The sequence below is a fragment of the Streptococcus sp. SN-1 genome, from assembly GCF_041154385.1.
GTDB classification, from domain to species: domain Bacteria; phylum Bacillota; class Bacilli; order Lactobacillales; family Streptococcaceae; genus Streptococcus; species Streptococcus mitis_CT.
On the sequence record NZ_AP028929.1, the window covers coordinates 1,402,993 to 1,423,747 of the forward strand.

At 40.7% G+C, this 20,755-nt stretch carries 17 protein-coding genes; 1 reads left to right on the top strand and 16 read right to left on the bottom strand.

Features of this window, described 5'->3' with window-relative positions; all coding sequences use genetic code 11:
- Positions 1 to 5: 5 nt before the first annotated feature.
- From ACAM22_RS06360 to ACAM22_RS06390, 7 genes are all read right to left on the bottom strand, one after another.
- Positions 6 to 569, bottom strand: a complete 564-nt coding sequence (locus tag ACAM22_RS06360; protein ID WP_369606526.1) for an HAD family hydrolase — start codon at positions 567 to 569, stop codon at positions 6 to 8.
- 84 nt (positions 570 to 653) lie between these two features.
- Positions 654 to 1,208, bottom strand: a complete 555-nt coding sequence (locus ACAM22_RS06365; RefSeq protein ID WP_369606527.1) for a DJ-1 family glyoxalase III — start codon at positions 1,206 to 1,208, stop codon at positions 654 to 656.
- Between the two features lie 10 nt (positions 1,209 to 1,218).
- The gene (locus tag ACAM22_RS06370; protein ID WP_101782168.1) at positions 1,219 to 2,442 is read right to left on the bottom strand and encodes an FtsW/RodA/SpoVE family cell cycle protein; all 1,224 of its coding nucleotides are present in this window, start codon (positions 2,440 to 2,442) and stop codon (positions 1,219 to 1,221) included.
- A 36-nt stretch (positions 2,443 to 2,478) separates the two neighbouring features.
- A complete protein-coding gene (locus tag ACAM22_RS06375) occupies positions 2,479 to 4,929 on the bottom strand; it encodes a bifunctional DnaQ family exonuclease/ATP-dependent helicase (RefSeq protein WP_369606528.1) in 2,451 nt (816 codons plus the stop codon).
- A gap of 199 nt (positions 4,930 to 5,128) precedes the next feature.
- A complete protein-coding gene (locus ACAM22_RS06380; protein WP_060805587.1) occupies positions 5,129 to 6,058 on the bottom strand; it encodes a peptidase U32 family protein in 930 nt (309 codons plus the stop codon).
- 575 nt (positions 6,059 to 6,633) lie between these two features.
- Positions 6,634 to 8,271, bottom strand: coding sequence for a hypothetical protein (locus ACAM22_RS06385; protein WP_261074365.1), 1,638 nt, complete (start codon positions 8,269 to 8,271; stop codon positions 6,634 to 6,636).
- Positions 8,252 to 9,001 carry an ABC transporter ATP-binding protein gene (locus tag ACAM22_RS06390; RefSeq protein WP_219966522.1) on the bottom strand — a complete coding sequence of 250 codons (750 nt, stop codon included), beginning with the start codon at positions 8,999 to 9,001 and terminating at the stop codon, positions 8,252 to 8,254. The genes ACAM22_RS06385 and ACAM22_RS06390 overlap by 20 nt, the downstream gene beginning before the upstream one ends.
- Positions 9,002 to 9,179: 178 nt before the next feature.
- On the opposite strand from ACAM22_RS06390, the gene ACAM22_RS06395 reads away from it, so the two are divergent.
- Entirely contained in the window at positions 9,180 to 10,634 is a 1,455-nt protein-coding gene (locus ACAM22_RS06395; RefSeq protein WP_369606529.1) for an alpha-amylase, read from the top strand.
- Positions 10,635 to 10,723: 89 nt separating this feature from the next.
- Here the strand turns inward: ACAM22_RS06395 and alaS are convergent, their stop codons facing one another.
- The 9 genes from alaS to murB form a co-directional block, all read right to left on the bottom strand.
- Entirely contained in the window at positions 10,724 to 13,342 is a 2,619-nt protein-coding gene (alaS, locus tag ACAM22_RS06400) for an alanine--tRNA ligase (RefSeq protein ID WP_261050367.1), read from the bottom strand.
- Between the two features lie 21 nt (positions 13,343 to 13,363).
- On the bottom strand, positions 13,364 to 13,855 hold the full coding sequence (locus ACAM22_RS06405) for an LURP-one-related family protein (RefSeq protein ID WP_261050368.1): 492 nt from the start codon (positions 13,853 to 13,855) through the stop codon (positions 13,364 to 13,366).
- A 434-nt stretch (positions 13,856 to 14,289) separates the two neighbouring features.
- Positions 14,290 to 14,910 carry a tetratricopeptide repeat protein gene (locus ACAM22_RS06410; RefSeq protein WP_261050382.1) on the bottom strand — a complete coding sequence of 207 codons (621 nt, stop codon included), beginning with the start codon at positions 14,908 to 14,910 and terminating at the stop codon, positions 14,290 to 14,292.
- A gap of 97 nt (positions 14,911 to 15,007) precedes the next feature.
- On the bottom strand, positions 15,008 to 15,205 hold the full coding sequence (locus tag ACAM22_RS06415) for a hypothetical protein (RefSeq protein ID WP_261050383.1): 198 nt from the start codon (positions 15,203 to 15,205) through the stop codon (positions 15,008 to 15,010).
- A 610-nt stretch (positions 15,206 to 15,815) separates the two neighbouring features.
- Positions 15,816 to 16,886: an ABC transporter substrate-binding protein gene (locus ACAM22_RS06420; RefSeq protein WP_023946326.1), complete on the bottom strand. Its 1,071-nt coding sequence runs from the start codon at positions 16,884 to 16,886 to the stop codon at positions 15,816 to 15,818.
- Positions 16,883 to 17,656 carry an ABC transporter permease gene (locus tag ACAM22_RS06425; RefSeq protein WP_000712740.1) on the bottom strand — a complete coding sequence of 258 codons (774 nt, stop codon included), beginning with the start codon at positions 17,654 to 17,656 and terminating at the stop codon, positions 16,883 to 16,885. Before ACAM22_RS06425 ends, ACAM22_RS06420 begins: the two co-directional genes overlap by 4 nt.
- On the bottom strand, positions 17,653 to 18,459 hold the full coding sequence (locus ACAM22_RS06430) for an ABC transporter permease (RefSeq protein WP_000753801.1): 807 nt from the start codon (positions 18,457 to 18,459) through the stop codon (positions 17,653 to 17,655). Before ACAM22_RS06430 ends, ACAM22_RS06425 begins: the two co-directional genes overlap by 4 nt.
- Positions 18,440 to 19,597 carry an ABC transporter ATP-binding protein gene (locus tag ACAM22_RS06435; protein ID WP_369606530.1) on the bottom strand — a complete coding sequence of 386 codons (1,158 nt, stop codon included), beginning with the start codon at positions 19,595 to 19,597 and terminating at the stop codon, positions 18,440 to 18,442. Before ACAM22_RS06435 ends, ACAM22_RS06430 begins: the two co-directional genes overlap by 20 nt.
- Positions 19,598 to 19,756: 159 nt before the next feature.
- Positions 19,757 to 20,662 carry a UDP-N-acetylmuramate dehydrogenase gene (gene murB / locus ACAM22_RS06440; RefSeq protein ID WP_000116175.1) on the bottom strand — a complete coding sequence of 302 codons (906 nt, stop codon included), beginning with the start codon at positions 20,660 to 20,662 and terminating at the stop codon, positions 19,757 to 19,759.
- Between the last annotated feature and the right edge of the window lie 93 nt (positions 20,663 to 20,755).

Below are 20,755 nucleotides of genomic sequence, written 5' to 3' on the forward strand. Positions count from 1 at the left end.
TTTTCTTACATGTCTAATACTTGTCTTAAATTCACGATACTGGTAAACAAGTGGGTATCGAGTCCTGCAGCTTGCCCTGCTTCGATATCAATCGGCCGATCACCGATGACTAAGCCAGAGCTAATCTGATATTTTTCTCTTAAATAAATCATGGACTCAGGATTTGGCTTTCTCTTAAAACCTGAGCTAGAAGTCACTACTTCTGTAAAATAGGCTGCTATAGAGGTTTTTTCTAAAATTTCCAAGACCTGATCATTTCTGTGAGAAACTAAGAAATGACGCCCACCTTGATTGGAGATGTCTTTCAATAAATCAGAAACTCCATCAAATAAAATCGGATGTTCAAGTTCTCTGGCTTCATTTTCCTTGTATTTTTCTAAAAAATTCTCTAAGTTGGGAGCGAATGTCTCAATCGCAAAATCAGTAGAAACCTTTAAAGCCTGATAGACACTGTCATGATCTTGTGTGATGCCATACAGTGCCAATGTTTCAACAAATGCAGCTGTTGAAGTTTCGTAATTATCCAGTAAAGTTCCACCTAAATCCCAGATATAATCGTGATATTTCATACCCTTCATTATAGCATTTTTTTATGAAAAAAGCGATGATTTCCCTGAGTTTTCCACATAAAAAACGAGAGTTTGACTCCCGTTTTACTGATTTTTACAAAAGACATCTCGATAGAGCATTCCTGTTCGTAAACCCTCTGCATCTCCGCCTAGTTGCTCCACCAACTCATAGGCAAAGGCAAGAGCTGTCGAGGGACCTCGACTGGTTGTCAAATGACCATCTACCACTACTGTTTCCTTGACATATTGACCATCAAGGATTTGCTCTTGAACGCCATCATAGCAAGTGTACTGCTTATTTTTCAATAGCCCTGCTTGGTTGAGGGCAATTGGCGCCGCACAAATGGCCGCCAGTTTCTTCCCTTCTTGTTCGAAATTTTGCAATTCTTGAATCAAGGCCTGATTATCGCGCAAATGTGCAGAACCAGGCATCCCTCCAGGAAGGACAATCATGTCATAGTCTGATAAATCACCATCAAAGACACGATCTGCTCTTACTTGGATTTCGTGCGAACCTGTTACTTGCTCTTCAAAACCAACCATATCACAAGTGATATTGGCCCGACGCAAGACATCTACAACTGTCAAAGCTTCAATTTCTTCAAAGCCCTGAGCTAACATAACGGCTACTTTAACCATGATTTTCTCCTTATTTGATTTGTTTTAATACAACCTTTTTCCGCTTGAATCGGACTTTTCCACTCTTTTCTTCAGCTAGGTTTGTCTGGTAACTCATCGATAAAAGCAAGCCAACACCAATCAAGTTACTGATAATAGCCGATCCCCCTTGAGAAATGAATGGCAAGGGAATCCCAGTCAAAGGAAGCAAGCCCGTCACAGCGCCGATATTCTCAAAGATGTGGAAGAGCAACATCATAATCAAACCTGTGGAAATATAGGTGTAGAACTGGTTATTTGATTTAAGAGTAATCTTCAACATACGGTAAATCAGCATGAGATAAAGGGCGATAACAAGGACAGAACCAATAAAGCCAAAATCTTCTGCAATGACCGTGAAAATCATATCCGACTCTCGAACTGGAATAAGCAGATTAGAAGCATTAAACCCCTGACCAAATAAGCCACCGCTTCCAATCGCGATTTGCCCTTGAGCCTGCTGGTAAGTGGTTGTTTGGGCAAAGTCAAACGGATTGAGCCAAGCCAAAATACGGTTGATTTGGTAGGTCGGCATCCCCAATTGATGGAGAAAAGCACGACCGCCCTTACTGATAAAAATGGCTAAGAATCCAGCAACTCCTGTTACAGCAGTCACAAATACTGGAATAATAATTTTCCAAGAAACTCCTGATAGTAAGACGATTCCTGAGAAAATGGCTACAAAAACCAAAGCCGTCCCCAAGTCACTTTGAAGTGCCAAAAGAACTAGGACTGGAATGGTAAAGACAATCATCCAAAAAATTAATAAAAAGTCCAGCGGAACTGTGCGTCTCCATTCCTTATGTTTCTTTGTAAATTGAACAATCACACGAGCCAACATGAGAATATAGGATATCTTCATAAATTCTGACGGTTGGAATAGGGTAATTCCATTTATTGATACCCAGTTTTTGGCACCCGTTGATGCAACTAGGCTTGGATTATAAAAGACGATAGGCAAGACCATGAGTCCCAAGCCTAAAATATACAGAAAGGGGGTCACTTTCCAAAGAAATTCTGTATTAAAGAGCATGACCACAAAACCAATCACAAGCCCCAAGGCAATCCAAGCGACCTGTTGCCCTAAAATGGGCAGAATATTGTTTGGATAATCATGACTAACGGCTATATAGATAGCCACCACGCCAATAACCAGTAGAAAAAATACTGGCAATAGCAAACTATAATCGACTCTAGAGTCGAGAGAACGTTTCATATACACTAACCTTATACTTTCATACAATACTATTTATCAAAGTTCATTTAAAAATCTATCAATAGCCTCATTAACTTCAGATTGAGCGATCGTTGTAACGCTCGCTTCTTTTGCTAGAGATGCTACTATTTGTTTGCCATATCTCTTTCCGACAATTCTCCTATCCAAAATGAGAGTTAAGGAACGTTGGTGTTCGCGTCTCATACTTCTTCCCAAAGCCTGTTTTAAACGAATAATAGCCATCGGCAATTGATAATCATAAAAGGCATTTTTTCCTTCTTGATTCAGTTCTTGATTAATCTTTTTCGTCAAGGGTTCTTGGGGATTTTGGAAAGGAAGCCTTGGTACAACTTGAATCACAAAAGGATGGCTTGAAAAATCAACTCCCTCCCAGAAACTTGCTGCACCAAGCAAGATTTGTTGTTCACCTTTTTCAAAGCGTTTCTTAAGCTGATGAACATCCCCATTTTTATACTGGGCCAAGTGGCTAACTGGAAGTAAATCCGATACTGCTAGAAGCATGTCTTTAGAAGTAAAGAGAACTAAAATCGGTTGTTGGAAAGCTTGAACATCCATCAGCAAATCAGCTACCTCTTTGGCATAGACTTCTAAGGAAGTTTCTGTCACCAGAGGGAAATCTTTGACCAAGACCACTTCTTGGTCCTGTTTTTTACCAGCTTCAATCTTGACAAATTTGGCTTCAGGATAGCCTAAAAGGTCGGCCAAAGAAACTCTCTGACTAATCTCAAGAGTAGCCGATACTCCCAAGACTTGGCAACTCTCAGGAACTAAAGAGGACAGAAGAATACGACCTGATTTCGTAGAAGAAATCTGAATTTTCTTTTGACTCGTTTCAGTTGTTTCGAGCCAGTAATCACCTTCAGCTGTAAAATAGCGAACCAGTTCTTCAAAGCCTTCTACTTTTAATTCTGAAAAATACTGGTGGAGATTGGCAAGAGAATCTAAGATATTTTTCTTAGATTTTCCAGACTGAAATTGTTCGATCAAGTAGAGGCACTCAAAGCGAATACTTTCTAGTATTCGTTGCTGGACTTTATTTTGCTCCTCCAGTAAAGCCTTATCAAGCAAATCAATAATAGACTGGATATCGTGAGTCTCTTGAAGCAGATTTTCTAGAGCCAACAAGATCTTTTGAACTTCATCAATAATCAATAAACGGTCACTGACAAATTCAGGATTATCTTCAAGTCTGGTTACAAGATAGGCGTGATTGGTCACTAAAAGCTTGCAGGTTTGTGCTCTTTCTTGACTACGTTTCCAGAAATCTTCCGTCATAAATAAGCTCTGGGATGATAAATTCCCATCATGACGAAGGTCTGCTAGAAAATGTTGGTAACGGTAAAGTTGACCAATTTCATCCAGATCTCCTGTCTCAGTCTCTGTCAACCAAACCAAGAGTTGCATCTTAAAGCGTCTAAATAAGCGATTTTCATCATTTTCCTGCAAGGAACGATAAAAAGCATCCAGCTTCAAATAATTTTGAGGCCCCTTTAAACTATGAATATCTATATGGAACACTTCCTCAAGACGTTTACCTTCTTCTTCCATGATTTGATTTTGAAGAATCTTTGTCGGAACACTAAGAACAATTTGACGCTCTTTCATTTGAGATAAAGCGGGTAAGAGATAGCCATAAGTTTTCCCAATCCCTGTCGGCGCTTGAATCAAAGAGACAGGCTCATCTTTCAATAGCAAGCCAACCTCTTTAGCAAAACTTTCTTGTCGTTCCCTCACTTCAAGGTTCAACAGAGAAATATTTTTAGAAAAATCTTGGGATAGTTTTCGTGGCTCCAGGGTAGCTCCAGTTTTCTTGAAATATAGTCCTTGAACTTGGACCAAATCTGAAGAATTCAGGATAGATTGGTTGCGATAAATTTCCTCAATAACCAAGTAGGACTCATATAAGAGAGCGTCAGCCATTTCCAGCAAGCGTTCCAAGAGACCTTTAGGAAGCTGGGCCATCTTTTCCCGTAGAAATAAGAGTAATTCCGCTGTAGCTTGGGCATCTGAAAGGGCTGTGTGAGCGTGTTTTAGAGGAATTCCTAATTCTCGACACAAAATCGGCAAACTATACTTTTCCAGTTCTGGGAAAAAGACTTGGGCCAATTCGACCGTGTCAACACGAGGATTTCTTAGTTCATAGCCTTCAAAAAATAAATTTTCCGCCAAAAGATTGGCATCAAACTGAACATTGTGGGCTACAAAAATCCCATCCTCCACCAAGTCGAAGATTTTTCTGGCAACCTGCGAAAAATCAGGTGCTTGCGCCAGACGTTGGTCTGTCAATCCTGTCAGTTCTTTGATATGAGCATCCAAGGGTTCATGTGGATTGACATCCGTCGTATAGTGATCAACGATTTTTCCGTCCTCAATCACGACAATTCCCACTTGGATAATTTTAGCCTTACTACCTGTGCTAGTTGCCTCTAAATCAACCACAACATAGCGATTACCAATCGTTTTCATTATAAAAAATTATACCAAAAAAAGGGCCATTTGGCACCTGCAAACATGGGATAATTTTCAAACTCAAGAAGGTTACTTTTCTTAAAAATCCCAGCAAACAAAGCATCATAGCCTACTGATTTTTTAAAAATAGTGAAGAAATAAGAAAAATTGAGAGAAGAAATGTTTGCATCTTCCTTCTCTCAACGAATCATTTACTTTATTTAACCATGTCAGGATCGTAGTCATAAAATCCTGTATCAAGGAAACGGTTTTTAGGGTGAAGTTTACGCACTTCTTCATCCAGCAAGAAGGCTTGGTCATGGCTAAAGTTGCCCTCTTGAATCAAGCTACGCGCTTGGATAAAGAGTTTTGCAATCTCAACAAAGTTCTGACCAGGTGTATAGAGACCTTCTAATTTCCAGTGAGTAAAACCATGCTCTACCAATTCTGTCAATTTGGTCATCAAATCAAGATCATTGTTGGCAAAAATGTGGGTTCCATGATTGTCTTCAAAGATAGAGTAATGACTCTCAGGATCACTTGGCTCAGCCAAGAAAAGGTCACGCTTACGGGTCTTTTCATCATCGATATGCGTAAAGTTATAGTAGTTTTGCAAGAGCGGACGTTTGGAATGGTGAATAACACTAGCACCATACACCAAAACTTCAGCAGGAATTTCCAAAATTTCTGGCATTTTGAAAAGTTCAGCTGATGGAATTTCACGCGCCAAAACAGCCTCAGATGCACCAGCCTTTTGTCCCCAGAAGTTAATCTGGCGACTGCTAGTTACCATAGTCGAAGCATCGTAGATGGTCTTAAAGGAATAACCATCGCGATTGACCACATAAAAGACACCTGCATCCCCAATCGTAATGTAGTCTGTATGGATTTCTTCCAAGAAATCGAGGAAAGGCTTGATACGGTCCATCATGTCTTGGTGCATAAGGGCATTGACTGCAACGATCAATTCCTTACCAGCATCATGAACCAGATTAGCGATTTCACGCAATTGGTCATGACTAAAGGTTGTTGGCAGACGAAGGCCAAAATCTTTCTCACCGACATAGATACGGTCTACGCCAGCTTCGAGCAGTTGTTTAACTTGTTCAATACTTTCAGCAGTTGCTGTAATGATAATCTTTTCCATAAGAAAAATTATACCACATTTCTGGAAAATCAGCCAAGACTTATCAGAGTTTTACAAATAGGAATTATTTCAGGCTAATTTCTCAAAGTGACTTCCACTTGACTTACCAAAGTGGGAATTAGTCTAATACTCTTCAAACCACGTCAGCTTTATCTGCAACCTCAAAGCGGTGCTTTGAGCAACCTGAGGCTAGCTTCCTAGTTTGCTCTTTGTTTCTCATTGAGTATAAAACGGATTTTTATAAGAATAACTAGATGAAAGGCAAACCCAAAAGCATGAGAGAGCTCGCCAGTAACAATTTACTTTGTACACTATCCATAAATAGCAAACATCTCAAGCTCCATTAACCTTCAAAACATCATAGATAAAATCTAGTCCAAAATTTAAGCAATTGATGCTATAGGATTTATACATTGTTATAAATTTCTAGTCGTTTTTTTGTTATGATAACAAAAATGACCTAGAAAAACGAGTATCTCCATCTACGGAAATACTCGTTTTTTGATAGTTAGAAGTGGTTTTTTGCTCAGCTTCATTTCTTTTTATAAAATTTATCAAGCAGGCGACCAACTAGCTCATCTTTTTTCTATTTCTGTCAATATGCGTGACAGGTAGTAATGATAGCCAAAAATAGCAAGAGCAAGCAAGAGGATAAGAACTCCTACTCCCAAGCTGATGGCAAGGACAGGGGCGAGAGACCGAACCAAGAATAAGCTCCCTATTACAAGGGCCATTAAGATTACACTATAAACCAAAATCAAAACTATTGCTACTATACGATTTGAACGATTCACCAGGTCCGTAATGTTACTCCAATTTGTTGACAGATTTTTCACGTCCTTAAGGTAATGGTGGCAAGAAAGGATGACACTGGCAAGGATCCAGACTACAAGAAGATAAATCATCGAAAGGATGGGCAAGCCTAGATATAGAGAAAGGCCAAGTAAAGTCAGAACTGGTAAAAAGGACTGGACAGCAAATATAATCCAAAATTTCACTTTCACATAACGAGCAAAGTCAAAGGGTAAACTCTTAAGAAAATCAACATTTTCCCTCTCCAAGGACAAGGCAATTGAATGCAGGCTGGTGATATTGTTATTGACAACTGCTATAAAGAGAGCTATAAAAAACAAGGGTAACCAGTATGGAGGATGAATGTCTGGAACTATCTGAGAATCTCGAATTTTGGAAATCAGACCGATCATCATGAGATAAGGAAGAAAGGCACTTGTAAAAAGCACTGTAATCACGCCAGTTCCCTGTCCCAAGAGGGTGAGGTGGTAGCGTAAAACCATACGGAAAAAGCCCTTTTTATTAGTAGTTGAAATTCTCTCCTTACTGCGACGTTCTTTCTTGACCTTCTCCTCACTGTTAAGCAGAATCACGTCATAAAAATGAGGAAGAACCTTCTTTTTGGTCAGGTAAAGCAAGAAAACAGTTAAAGCTATCCAAGCTAACAGACCCAGTATGGCTTCTGTCGAAAAAGGCTCCACTGCTATTTTGTAAAAGATATGAAGAGGATAAAGGAGAAATGGAATGTCTCTAACTTTGTCAACAATACTTCCAAAAGTCGACTGTAGAAAGAGGACAAATATTAAAGGTATGAGAACCCCTATCCCAATCATCACATTCGAAAAAATAGACTGATACTTTCTGAAGACCCTAGTCTGAGCCAAGAAATGTACTGCCACTACCATCACTAAAGTAACAGAGACAAATAATAAGGCCAAGGACAGCAACATCAAAGGCAAGCCCAGCCAAAGAGAAGGAGCTAGCCTAATATAGAGGACTAGAAAATAAGCTAGGATTGGTACAATTCCAGCTAGAGCTGGCAAGAGAACAGACAGTCCTTTAGCAATTATAATCTCTGATTCTTTAAAGGCATAGGGCCTATACGATGCCAAGTCCTTACTCTCATAAAAGACATTGTAAAATGCAGTGAAAGAAGTTGAAAAGGCAAGCACCAGTAAAATAGCAACCATGCTACTAAAAAAACTTGGCATTTCCTCAAAAGGAAAACGAAAGGCTATATTTATAAACATGAAAAGCATCAAGAGACTAGAAAAAATGTAAGAACTTAGGACTCTAGCGGAAACATTTACTTTTTTCCCAGGATTCTTAGCCTGCTTCTTTCGTAGATTAGCCAGATTAGCTTCTTGAGATGAATAGAGGATATTGATATCAACTAATTTTTTAATGACTTTGAGACGCATCCGCAACCTCCTCTTTTCTACCGGCAAGGCTAAGATAGATACTTTCCAAAGACTGGTCTGGGTGGTCTTTTCTCAAGTCCTCTACGCTACCACAATAAATCAAATGTCCCTTTTTCAAAATGGCAATCCGATCACAGACTTGCTCAGCCACCTCTAGGACATGGGTTGAAAACAAGACTGTCTTGCCTTTTTGTGCATGTTCCTTCATCATTTGCTTCAAATCAAAGGCAGCCTGGGGATCCAAACCAGTCAAGGGTTCATCCAAGACCCAAATATCGGGATCGGACAAGAGTGCTCCGATGACAAAGACTTTCTGACGCATTCCGTGAGAAAGGGTTTCAATAACCTGATAGCGATTTTCAGCAAAATCAAAAACGTTCAATAGCCTAGCTAGACTAGCCTCCAAGTCAGAGCTAGTCAGATCATAGGATGAAGCAATCAATTCCCAAAATTCATTGGCCGTTAAGCGTAAAAATAAGTCAGGCGAGTCTGCTACGTAGCCAATCTTTCGTTTAATAGCCAAGCGATTTTCCGATAACTCCTGACCATCTACCAAAATACGACCACTGCTGGGCGAAATGATACTGACTAAGGATTTTATGGTGGTCGATTTCCCAGCCCCATTATGGCCAATCAAGCCCATAATCTCCCCATTTTCAATCTGCAAATTGAGATTGCTCAAAGCCTCTTTATCACCATACAACTTACTAACATTTTGAAATTCAATCATGGGATGACTCCTATCTTTATCTATATTACATACTATTATACTAGCACTTTGATACAAAAAAATCAATACTTTATTTTAAGTAGTTAAAATAGTTTCCTTCTATCTTATGCAAACGTTGGCGCTAACCAATACTTTATGATAGAATAAAGAACAAGATTGACAAGTAAGAGGAAACATCATGCAAAATCAAACACTCATGCAATACTTTGAATGGTATCTGCCCCACGACGGTCAGCACTGGACGCGTCTGGCTGAAGATGCTCCACACCTAGCTCATCTGGGGATTAGCCACGTCTGGATGCCACCAGCTTTTAAGGCAACCAATGAAAAAGATGTCGGCTATGGGGTCTATGACTTATTCGACCTAGGAGAGTTTAACCAAAAAGGTACTATCCGCACCAAGTATGGTTTCAAAGAAGACTATCTTCAAGCCATTCAAGCCCTAAAAGCACAGGGAATTCAACCTATGGCCGATGTAGTGCTCAATCACAAGGCTGCAGCCGATCACATGGAAGCCTTTCAGGTCATCGAAGTGGACCCTGTAGACCGTACAGTTGAACTTGGGGAACCCTTCACCATCAATGGCTGGACTAGTTTTACCTTCGATGGTCGCCAAGATACCTACAATGACTTCCACTGGCACTGGTACCACTTCACCGGTACTGACTATGATGCAAAACGCCGTAAGTCTGGGATTTATCTGATCCAAGGTGACAACAAGGGCTGGGCAAATGAGGAATTAGTCGATAACGAAAACGGAAACTACGACTACCTCATGTATGCCGACCTAGACTTTAAACATCCTGAAGTTATCAAAAATATCTATGACTGGGCTGACTGGTTCATAGAGACGACTGGTGTAGCTGGTTTCCGCTTGGATGCCGTCAAACACATTGACTCTTTCTTTATGCGTAATTTCATCCGTGATATGAAGGAAAAATATGGTCAAGATTTCTATGTTTTTGGTGAATTTTGGAATCCAGACAAGGAAGCCAATCTAGACTATCTTGAAAAAACGGAAGAACGCTTTGACCTTGTCGATGTTCGTCTCCACCAAAATCTCTTTGATGCTAGCCGAGCAGGTTCCAACTACGACCTTCGTGGCATTTTCACAGATAGCTTGGTTGAACTCAAGCCCGACAAGGCTGTGACTTTTGTCGACAACCACGATACCCAACGAGGACAAGCTCTTGAGTCTACCGTTGAAGAATGGTTCAAGCCAGCAGCCTATGCCCTCATTCTGTTACGCCAAGATGGTCTTCCATGTGTCTTTTACGGAGACTACTATGGTATTTCAGGACAATATGCTCAACAAGATTTCAAAGAAGTCCTTGACCGCCTCCTAGCTATCCGAAAAGATTTGGCCTATGGAGAACAAAAAGACTACTTTGATGACCCTAACTGTATCGGTTGGGTACGTTCAGGTGCTGAAAATCAATCCCCAATCGCAGTCTTGATTTCCAATGACCAAGAAAACAGCAAGTCTATGTTTATTGGTCAAGAGTGGACTAACCAAACCTTTGTAGATTTACTTGGAAACCACCAAGGTCAAGTTACAATCGATGAGGAAGGTTACGGACAATTCCCTGTCTCAACTGCTTCGGTAAGTGTCTGGGCAGCCAATACTATCTAATAGCCAATGATTATTAAGCCAGGTCCAAACGGATTTGGCTTTTTTGTATTCACAAAAAGACCTACCCAAATGGATAGATCTTTGCTTAATTACAATTTACCTGCTACTGCATCCAACAATTCTTGGATCTTAGCTTGATTGCTTCCTCCTGCCATGGCCATGTCTGGTTTACCACCACCACGTCCATCAACGATTGGTGCCAATTCTTTGACAAGGTTCCCTGCATGAAGGTCTTTTGTCTTGCTTGCTACAAGGACATTGACTTTGTCTCCGATAGCAGCAACTAGGACAAGCAAGTCAGAGTAGTCTTTTTGTTTCCAGTTGTCCGCAAAGGTACGAAGGGCACCGGCATCTGATACAGACACTTGACTAGCAATGTAACGGTGACCGTTGACTTCCTTAACATCCTTGAAGATGTCGCCTGCGGCTGCAGCTGCGGCTTTTTCTTTCAACTCAGCATTTTCTTTTTGCAATTGACGAAGTTGTTCTTGAAGTCCTTCCACCTTGTGAGGAACTTCCTTAAGTTGAGGTGCTTTAAGAGTTGTTGCCACAGCTTTCAGAGCGTCTTCTTGTTCACGGTAGGCTTCAAAGGCTTCCTTACCAGTTACCGCCAAGATACGGCGAGTTCCTGATCCAATCCCTTCTTCTTTGACAATCTTGAAAAGACCAATTTCAGAAGTGTTGCCAACGTGGGTACCACCACAAAGCTCGATAGAGTAGTCACCGATAGTGACAACACGAACTTCCTTGCCGTATTTCTCACCAAAGAGGGCCATCGCTCCCATTTCCTTGGCAGTGTCAATATCCGTTTCAACTGTCTTCACTTCAAGAGCTTCCCAGATTTTTTCATTGACTTGCTGTTCAATGGCACGCAATTCTTCTGCAGTTACTGCTTGGAAGTGGGTAAAGTCAAAGCGAAGGAATTCGACTTCGTTAAGAGATCCTGCTTGTGTTGCGTGGTTTCCAAGGATGTTGTGAAGGGCAGCGTGAAGCAAGTGAGTCGCAGTGTGGTTTTTCATAACACGGTGACGACGATTTGTATCAATTGCCAAGGTATATTCTTGGTTCAAGGCAAGTGGTGCAAGGACTTCAACTGTATGAAGAGCTTGTCCGTTTGGTGCTTTTTGAACATTTGTCACAGTAGCCACAACCTTACCTGACTCATCCAAGATTTGTCCGTGGTCAGCTACCTGTCCACCCATTTCAGCGTAGAATGGCGTTTCCGCAAAGATAAGTGAGGCAGTTCCTTCTGATACAGCTTCTACTTCTGCATTGTCAGCCACGATAGCTACCAATTTAGAAGACAATTGGCTAGCATTGTAGTTGAAGACACTTTCTACAGTGATGTTTTGAAGGGTTTCATTTTGCATCCCCATTGAGCCACCCTTGACAGCTGACGCACGCGCGCGCTCTTGTTGTTCTTTCATGGCTGCTTCAAAACCTTCACGGTCTACAGTCATACCAGCTTCTTCAGCGATTTCTTCAGTCAATTCAACTGGGAATCCATAAGTATCATAGAGTTTGAATACATCTGAACCAGCGATGACAGATTGACCTTTTTCTTTCAAGTCAGCTACGATGCCTTGGGCAAAGTGTTGACCTGAGTGAAGAGTACGAGCAAATGACTCTTCTTCGCTCTTAACGATTTTTTCGATAAAGTCACGTTTTTCAAGCACTTCTGGGTAGTAGCTTTCCATGATTTTTCCAACAGTTGGAACGAGTTTGTAAAGGAAAGGCTCGTTGATACCCAATTTTTGACCATGCATTGAAGCACGACGGAGCAAACGACGAAGGACGTAACCACGACCTTCATTTCCTGGAAGGGCACCATCACCGATAGCAAATGAAAGAGAACGGATGTGGTCAGCGATGACCTTAAAGCTCATGTTGTCGCCATCTTGATCGTAGACCTTACCAGACAATTTCTCAACTTCACGGATGATTGGCATGAAGAGGTCTGTTTCAAAGTTTGTCTTAGCCCCTTGGATAACCGCCACCAAACGCTCCAAACCAGCGCCCGTATCAATGTTCTTGTGTGGCAATTCCTTGTACTCGCTACGAGGAACAGCAGGGTCTGCGTTAAATTGTGACAAAACGATGTTCCAGATTTCGATATAACGGTCGTTTTCAATATCTTCTGCAAGCAGGCGAAGACCGATATTTTCTGGGTCAAAAGCTTCTCCACGGTCAAAGAAAATCTCTGTATCAGGTCCAGAAGGTCCCGCACCGATTTCCCAGAAGTTGTCCTCAATAGGAATCAAGTGACTTGGATCCACTCCCACTTCAATCCAGCGGTTGTAAGAATCTTTATCGTCTGGATAGTAAGTCATGTAAAGTTTTTCAGATGGGAAATCAAACCATTCTGGGCTTGTCAAAAGCTCATAAGCCCAGGTGATAGCTTCATCGCGGAAGTAATCCCCGATAGAGAAGTTCCCCAACATTTCAAACATAGTATGGTGGCGAGCCGTTTTTCCGACATTTTCGATGTCGTTGGTACGGATAGCTTTTTGCGCATTGGTGATACGTGGATTTTCAGGTTTAATAGTCCCGTCAAAGTATTTCTTAAGGGTTGCTACCCCAGAGTTGATCCACAAAAGAGTTGGATCATTTACAGGAACCAAACTCACTGATGGTTCTACTGAGTGACCTTTAGTCGCCCAGAAATCAAGCCACATTTGGCGTACTTGTGCACTAGATAGTTGTTTCATATTGTCTCCTTATTTACTTGTTTAATGTGATTGGCTTTCCAGCATTTCCACATAGTCAATCGCGACACAGAGAGAAATGACTAGGTCTGCATAAGCGTCCTCAAGAACCGTTACGGTATAGGTAGAGGTAGAGGTAAGATGGAAGAGTTCTTTCCTGATTTCCGCAATCAACTGATCACGATCATCCAGCAATTTGAAGTTCAAATCCCAGATATTGCCCTCGATACGAAGCCCCAGATTATCAAACTCATACTTATCTCGCCAGAAGGTCAACTTCTTACGAATGACAAAACTCGATCCGTCCTGAAGCTGAATCTCAAAACGAGGAAATAAAGTCCAAATCTCTTTACTAATCTCACTGACTTGGTTACCAAATGCATCATAGATAGTAAAGGTTTTGGGAATTTTAAAAAATGATCCCTCTACCTGATAGGCGATTTCTCCCCTGTCATCCTTGATAGTGAAGCGTTCGCCCCCAAGACGAAACTTTTGTTTGACAAGAAATGTTTTCATCAACACCTCCAAAAAATCAAAAGACAAGTTCATATCACGAAGGGCGAAAAACCGCGGTACCACCTTCATTCAATGAACTTGTCATTCTCTTATTCTTATGCAATTGTATGATTGAGTAGCATGACTTCCTAGCTTAGATGGCTCGCAGCACCGCCATTTCTCTGGACTAAGACAACTGAAAATCAATTCTCAACTTTCTTATTATAACGTTTTTTTAAGCTTGCGTCAACTGGAAATCATCTCCGTTGAATCAGAGCAATTTCCTGTATCTTTGATTACTCTTTCAGGAGAACAAAATTAGCCAATATAATTGTTGATATTAAACAAATCCAAAATAACATATCACTCTCTCGCTTTAATATTATCTAGACTGTCAATTGCATATCTACATTCTTTAAGATAAAGCAAACTAATAACAAAATCTAAATGTAAAATCATTCATTAATCAATTCCTCAATTTCCTTTATCCCTTCAAATTCTCCAGCACTTTCGAAAAGTTCTATAGCTTGTTTGAAATGTGTGTTGGATAATTCCGTATCTTCCAAGGCTAAATAGATTTCACCTAACCCTCTATGGCTACAAGCTTGAGAAATTACATCATCAGTCTCTAAAGATTGTTCCAATGACAGATTCATGAATGTAAGGGCCTCATCAAGATTGTTTAATTTAAATCTCACATAGCCCTGTTCGTAGTTATTCACAGCTTTCTTTAGATTATCATTTAGAAAATACTCTTCAACTATCTTCTCTTCATCTTCAATAAGTTTTAAAGCCGTATGAAAATCCCCCTGATCTCTGTAAATCATAGCTAATTGATGTAAGCCAATGTGTTCATTATCTTTATCTTCATTTTGTTGCGCCAATAAAATGTATTTCTCAAAGATATGGGTACATGAAACATAGTCTTTTTCTGCTAACAATAAATATCCCATCAAATTTAAAAGACTAAAATCCGTACAGGTATCAATGGAAAAATCTTGTTCAACTAACTTTTTAGCTTCTGATATTTTTCCTTCCAGAAACAAGTTCCAAGCTGTATCAATTTTAGAGTCCATCTATTTCCCCCTTCAACTACAAACAACCTTCATAAAATAGAATCACTCAACAAGAATATATTATTCTCTATCTATTGAGGATTAATCTTATAAACTATTAATCTGCATTAAAATAATCATAAACCTCTTTAAAGAGTGTCGGCAATATTCCTTGCTCTTCTTTGTCTAAATTATATTCAGAAACTAGCTCATCCATATAGTTAAATACAGTGAAATGTTTTTTTATTCCATTCATAACAAGCACAAATTTCAAATCATTAAGTTCAGTTTTATTAAACTCTTTTAACTTCTTCATATCAATTCTAGTGATTGGATGAGAAATACCATCTAGAGTACTATAAATCGTTTTTCCTAGTAAATAATCTGTCGTGGTATCAAATAATTTTGCTAATTTGATAACGGCGTCTAAATTAGGTTCTAAAGTTCCATTCTCCCAACGAAAATAAGTACCTTGTTATACACCAATCATCTCAGAAATTTGTACCTGAGTTAACTTCTTGATCTTTCTCAGTTCCTTAAGACGAGCTCCAAAAGAATCATTATTAAACATTGTATCCTCTTAAATATTCTAAACGGTATAAAACGGAATTATTCCATAAGGAATATTTATTTGAAGATTAAAGATTCTATTGAGAATATTATAGCATAAAAGGAGGTAAAAGCGTATGTAGCTAGTAGTCAATTTTAAAAATTTTAATGAAGCAATTTTAATGAAGGAGATAGAATTCAACAAATAAAAAAATCTTGAAATAAATGCGCCGTTATTTCACTTATCACTATTTTTATCCTCAATTTTCATATTACTAAACACAGCAACTATCATAGAAAAACATACAGTTACAAAAATTGCCTTTTACATAAAAAAACGAACCAGCTTGACTGATTCGTTCCGTGACTTCTAACTCCTACTTCCGATACATTTTAAATTGTAGGAAGAGGTCGCTGTATTTGCCTGTCCATTTATGGTTAAATTTCTCGTAAACTTCTAGGTGTTTCATGGTTTCAGCATCTGGATAGAAGGCCTTGTCTTCTTTTTTCTCCTCTGGGAGCAGTTCCTTAGCTGGTAGGTTTGGAGTTGAATAGCCGACATACTCTGCATTTTTGAGAGCATTTTCAGGTTTCAACATAAAATTGATAAAGGCATAGGCGGCATCTTGGTTTTTCACGGTTTTTGGAATGACCATATTGTCAAACCAAAGGTTGCTGGCCTCAGTCGGTACCACATAGCGTAGGTTTTCATTTTTTTCTAGCATTTGGCTGGCTTCACCAGAGAAGGTCACTCCGATAGCAGCGTTATTCTGAATCATGTAACCCTTCATCTCGTCGGCAACGATGGCCTTGATATTTGGCGTCAATTTATAGAGCTTATCCACTGTTTCTTCCAACTGCTGGGTATCCTTGGAGTTGAGGCTGTAGCCGAGGGAGTTGAGACCCAGTCCCAATACCTCACGCGCCCCATCAAAGAGCATGATAGAGTTCTTATACTCTGGTTTCCAGAGGTCGTCCCAATGCTCAGGAGCCTCATCTACCATGGTTTCATTGTAGACAATTCCTAAGGTTCCCCAGAAGTAAGGGATAGAGAATTTATTGCCTGGGTCAAAGGACTGGTTGAGAAACTCTGGTCCGATATTTTCAAGACCTTCAAGTTTTGAATAATCAAGCGGTACCAAGAGGTCTTCGTCCTTCATCTTGTTAATCATGTATTCACTAGGAATGGCAATATCGTAGGTCGTTCCACCCTGCTTGATCTTGGTATACATGGCTTCATTGGAGTCAAAAGTCTCGTACTGGACTTGGATTCCTGTTTCTTCTGTGAACTGAGTCAAGAGTTCTGGATCGATATAGTCACCCCAGTTGTAAATGACCAGTTTTTGACTATCTCGGCTATTGATTTTACTGTCTAGATGCGTCGCAATTCCCCACAAGACGAGGATAATGGCTACAATTCCTGCTAAAAATGAATAGAGTTTTTTCATGCTTGCTCCTCCTTCTCACGTGAGATAAAGTAATATCCAACAACTAGGATAATACTAAAGAGAAAGACAAGGGCAGACAGGGCATTGATTTCTAAGGAAATCCCCTTACGAGCACGAGAGTAAATCTCGACTGACAAGGTTGAAAAGCCATTTCCCGTCACAAAGAAGGTCACGGCAAAGTCATCTAACGAATAGGTGAAGGCCATGAAATAACCTGCAATGATAGACGGAGTCAGGTAAGGAAGCATGATTTCCTTGAACATCTGAAATTGACTGGCACCAAGGTCATAGGCCGCATGAATCATGTCACCGTTCATTTCCTTAAGACGAGGCAAAACCATCAAGACCACGATAGGAATGGAGAAGGCTACGTGACTAGAAAGAACGGTCAAAAAGCCAAGTGAAAACTTGAGTTGGGTAAAGAGAATCAAGAAGCTGGCACCAATCATAACATCAGGCGCAACCATGAGGATATTATTGAGTGATAGAAAGGCTTCTTGGTATTTCTTACGAGACTGGTAGATGTAAATGGCACCAAAAGTCCCGATAATGGTCGCTATCAAGGCTGATAAAAATGCTAAGAAAAAGGTCTGAGTCACAATCAACATAAGGCGACCATCGCCAAACATGGTTTTAAAATGGCTCAAGCTAAAACCTGTAAAGCTATTCATGTCGTTGCCTGCGTTAAAAGCATAACCAATCAGGTAAAAAATCGGCAGGTAGAGGACAAGAAAGACCAGTCCCAGATAAAGGTTGGCAAATTTTTTCATCGTTCTCTCCTTTCCTTAGTCACCCACATGGTAATGAACATGGTCAGGATGAGAATCACACCGATGGTTGAACCCATACCGTAGTTGTCATTGGTTAGGAAATTCTGTTCAATAGCCGTTCCCAGCGTAATAACACGGTTCCCACCAATCAAACGGGTCAGCATGAAGAGACTCAAGCTGGGGATAAAGACCGACTGAACTCCACTTCGCACACCATTCATAGACAGAGGGAAGATGACATGTCGGAAGGTCTCCCACTTGGTCGCACCGAGGTCGTAGCTGGCATTGATGAGATTGTTGTCCATATCATCCAAGACATTAAAGATTGGCAATATCATAAAGGGAAGCTCGATGTAGCTTGCGACAAAGATAAAGGAGAAATCGGTAAAAAGCAACTGTTGTGAACCAATTCCGATAAATTCCAAGAATTGATTAATGGAGCCATTTTGACCAAAAATTCCGATAAAGGCATAGGCTTTAAGGAGCAAATTGATCCAGGTAGGCAGGATAATCAGCATGAGCCAGAGTTGACGGTGCTTGAGACGGGTCAAAAAGAGGGCTGTCGGATAGCTGATAAGCAAGGTCACAAAGGTCACAATTCCTGCATAAAGCACTGAGTTGAAACTCATTTTGAGGTAGGTCAAGTTTTGTGACGCAAAGTAAGATTTATAGTTTTCTAAACTGAATTGTCCTTCAATATTGAAAAAGGATTGTCCGAAAATCAAGACCAAGGGTGCCAACACAAAGAGGGCGATCCAGAGCATGTAGGGCACTACAAAGAGTTTAGAGCTTGTTTTCTTCATCTCTTTCCTCCTCGATTGCATTGATCAGACCTGCTTCTTGCTCTTCGATTTCTACGTACTCCTCAATACGAGCATCGAACTCTTCTTCAGTTTCGTTGAGACGCATGATATGGATGTCTTCTGGTTCAAAGTCCAGACCGATTTCCTCACCCACGATGGCCTTACGAGTCGAGTGGATCATCCATTCATTCCCAAGTTCGTCATAGGCGATAATTTCATAGTGAACCCCACGGAAGAGCTGGGTATCCACCTTAACTTGGAGCTTGCCTTCTTCAGGAAGGGTAATCCGCAAGTCCTCTGGACGAATCACGACCTCAACAGGTTCATTTGGCTTCATCCCACCATCGACCGCTTCAAAGCGTTTGCCGTTGAACTCAACCAAGTAGTCCTCAATCATGATTCCTGGCAAGATATTTGACTCACCGATAAAGGTCGCAACAAAATGGTTAATCGGCTCATCGTAGATGTCCACAGGTGTTCCAGACTGGACAATCTCGCCATCATTCATGACAAAAATCCAGTCACTCATAGCCAAGGCTTCTTCCTGATCGTGAGTGACAAAGACAAAGGTAATGCCCAATCGTTGTTGCAGTTCACGCAGTTCGTACTGCATATCTGTTCTTAATTTCAAGTCCAGCGCTGACAGAGGCTCGTCCAGCAAGACCACACGGGGTTGGTTGATGATGGCACGGGCAATTGCCACACGCTGACGTTGTCCTCCAGAAAGTTTACGGATAGAACGTTTTTCGTAACCTTCCAACTGAACCATCTTGAGAACTTCCGCTACGCGTTTCTCGATTTCTTTCTTGTCAATTTTACGCAAGCGAAGTGGAAAGGCAACATTTTCAAACACATTCATATGTGGGAACAAGGCATAGGATTGGAAGACCGTATGGACGTCTCGCTTGTTGGTTGGAATATCATTAATTCGGACACCGTCTAGCATGATATCTCCTGTCGTCGCATCCAGTAGACCTGCGATAATATTTAGGATGGTTGATTTCCCTGACCCAGATGCGCCTAAAAGGGTATAAAATTTCCCTTCTTCCAACTCAAAGTTGATATCTTTGAGAACCTTGGTGTTGCTGTCTTCAAAAACTTTTGAGACGTTTTTGAATTCAATAATTGGTTTTTTCAATTGTCATTTATTCCTTCTTTTTCATAGATTAACAGATCAGGGCTCTGTCAGGCCGCCACTACCTCGTGTAGGAGATTGAACTGCCTACATTCTTCTGCACTAACGATAGGCTTTCACCCCCTTTCCATGACATAGCAGCAGCTTTTTAGCTAAAGCTTCCTACTTGCTTTCACCTAAAATACGGACTTCTCTCTCAAGCGTGATACCTGAGTGTTCCTTGACTTTTTCGATAACAGACTCAATCAAGTCTTCGTAGTCTTTAGCCGTTCCATCTGCAACATTGATCATAAATCCTGCGTGCTTTTCTGACACTTCTACGCCACCGATACGATAGCCTTTCAAGCCAGCTTCTGAAATTAATTGACCTGCAAAATGCCCTACTGGACGCTTAAAGACCGAACCACAAGATGGATATTCCAAAGGTTGCTTGAGTTCACGTAGGTGCGTCAAGCGGTCCATTTCCTGCTTGATAACCTGATGGGTTCCTGGGGCTAGGGCAAATTTAGCTGACAAGACAACTGCACCAGACTCCTGAATGGCTGAATGGCGGTAACCAAAAGCCAAATCTTTGGCAGACAGGGTCTCGATTTCTCCATCCTTGGTCAAGACCTTACAAGACTGCAAGATGTGGGCAATCTCGCCACCATAGGCTCCTGCATTCATAAAGACAGCGCCACCAACGCTCCCTGGAATGCCACAAGCAAATTCAAAACCAGTCAAACTATGACGAAGGGCAATGCGAGTTGTCTCAATCAAATTAGCCCCAGCTTCTGCTTCAATAGTATAGCCATCAACAGAAACATTATTGAGCTTGTCACACAAGATGACGAATCCACGAATCCCACCGTCACGAACAATGATGTTACTAGCATTGCCAAGAACCATCCAAGGAATATTTTCTTGGTTGGCAAATTTAACAACGCGCGCCAACTCAAAACGATTTCGTGGAAAGACCAAATAATCGGCCTCTCCACCTACTTTTGTATAACTATAGCTATGCAAGGGTTCCTTAAAACGGATATCAATTCCTTCTAAGATTTCAAGCATTTTTTCTCTTACAGACATGTCACTCTTCCTTTTACAAAATTCATTCCATTATACCATTTTTAAGACCATTTGACGACCCTAAAAAGACCTTGTTTGGATTTTGCATAAGAA